This window comes from Algibacter pacificus (assembly GCF_008033385.1).
In the GTDB taxonomy this organism is placed as follows: Bacteria; Bacteroidota; Bacteroidia; order Flavobacteriales; family Flavobacteriaceae; genus Algibacter; species Algibacter pacificus.
In genome coordinates this window covers 1-1,173 of sequence record NZ_VOGY01000045.1, presented here as the reverse complement: position 1 = coordinate 1,173, position 1,173 = coordinate 1, and the positions used below count along the sequence as shown (strand labels likewise).

1 protein-coding gene is annotated in these 1,173 nt (G+C 40.7%); it reads left to right on the top strand.

All coding sequences use genetic code 11. From position 1 onward, the window contains the following. Nucleotides 1-1,173: Ig-like domain-containing protein (locus FQU21_RS17510; protein ID WP_222708022.1), on the top strand; the 1,173-nt coding region annotated here is incomplete at both ends.

The following is a 1,173-nucleotide window of genomic DNA, read 5'->3' as shown; positions in this document are numbered from 1 at the left end:
AGCGATTCAGCTTTAACTACAGAAGTAGGATCAGGAGCAAACTTTACAACACCAGCATTAACAGCAACAACAACATATTATGTAACTGTAACAGGCACAGCAACCTGTGAGAATGCAGCAGGAACAGGAAAGGAAGTTGTTGTAACAGTAAATCCAAAGAATAGCGCATCAGATATTACCGCAGCGGATACTACAATTTGTACAGACGAAACCGCAGATTTATCAGCAAGTAGTACAGTAGCAGGCGCAACATTCAAGTGGTATAGCGATTCAGCTTTAACTACAGAAGTAGGATCAGGAGCAAACTTTACAACACCAGCATTAACAGCAACAACAACGTATTATGTAACTGTAACAGGCACAGCAACATGTGAGAATGCAGCAGGAACAGGAAAGGAAGTTGTTGTAACAGTAAATCCAAAGAATAGCGCATCAGATATTACCGCAGCGGATACTACAATTTGTACAGATGAAACCGCAGATTTATCAGCAAGTAGTACAGTAGCAGGCGCAACATTCAAGTGGTATAGCGATTCAGCTTTAACTACAGAAGTAGGGTCAGGAGCAAACTTTACAACACCAGCATTAACAGCAACAACAACATATTATGTAACTGTAACAGGTACAGCAACATGTGAGAATGCAGCAGGAACAGGAAAAGAAGTTATTGTAACAGTAAATCCAAAGAATAGCGCATCAGATATTACAGCCGCGGATACTACAATTTGTACAGACGAAACCGCAGATTTATCAGCAAGTAGTACAGTAGCAGGCGCAACATTCAAGTGGTATAGCGATTCAGCTTTAACTACAGAAGTAGGGTCAGGAGCAAACTTTACAACACCAGCATTAACAGCAACAACAACATATTATGTAACTGTAACAGGTACAGCAACATGTGAGAATGCAGCAGGAACAGGAAAAGAAGTTATTGTAACAGTAAATCCAAAGAATAGCGCATCAGATATTACAGCCGCGGATACTACAATTTGTACAGACGAAACCGCAGATTTATCAGCAAGTAGTACAGTAGCAGGCGCAACATTCAAGTGGTATAGTGATTCAGCTTTAACTGCACAAGTAGGATCAGGAGCAAACTTTACAACACCAGCATTAACAGCAACAACAACGTATTATGTAACTGTAACAGGCACAGCAACCTGTGAGAATGCA